The 432-nt window shown below is 65.5% G+C and carries 1 protein-coding gene; it reads right to left on the bottom strand.

The features are described from left to right. Positions 1-107 precede the first annotated feature (107 nt). The coding region (locus D7X55_RS46675) for an LptF/LptG family permease (RefSeq protein WP_121725769.1) at positions 108-432 on the bottom strand (325 nt) is incomplete at its 5' end.

Raw genomic sequence — 432 nt, 5'->3', positions numbered from 1 at the left:
GCTCTACAGAATCCAGCACGCTGGGCCGGGATGCTGGTGGTCGTGGCACGGATGCCGAAGCGGTGGATTGCCCCGGTAGCGCCGGGCATGGCCCCGCGCTACCAGAATCAGCCCGACTTGCGCCGGAACAACAGTCCGGACACGGCCAGCATGACGATCGGCGGCAGCGCATAGGCAATGCGGTAATCGAACTTCAGCGCACCGGCCATGCGGCCGAAGAACAGCTGCAGCAGCCAGAAGCCCAGTGCAAACAGGATGCCCAGGAACAGGCGCTTGCCCATGCCGCCGCTACGCAGCGACCCGAACGCGAACGGCACCGCGGCCAGGCACAGCGCCAGCACGTTCACCGGGTAGAACCAGCGGCTCCAGTAAACATCCTCGAAATCGCGCGCATCCAGCCCGTTGCGCTGGCGACAGGCAATGCTGGTACTC

The organism is Corallococcus sp. AB049A, from assembly GCF_003668885.1.
Classification (GTDB): Bacteria; Myxococcota; Myxococcia; order Myxococcales; family Myxococcaceae; genus Corallococcus; species Corallococcus interemptor.
Note: the sequence above shows the minus strand (reverse complement) of the source record. Positions and strands in the feature narration are given on the sequence as shown.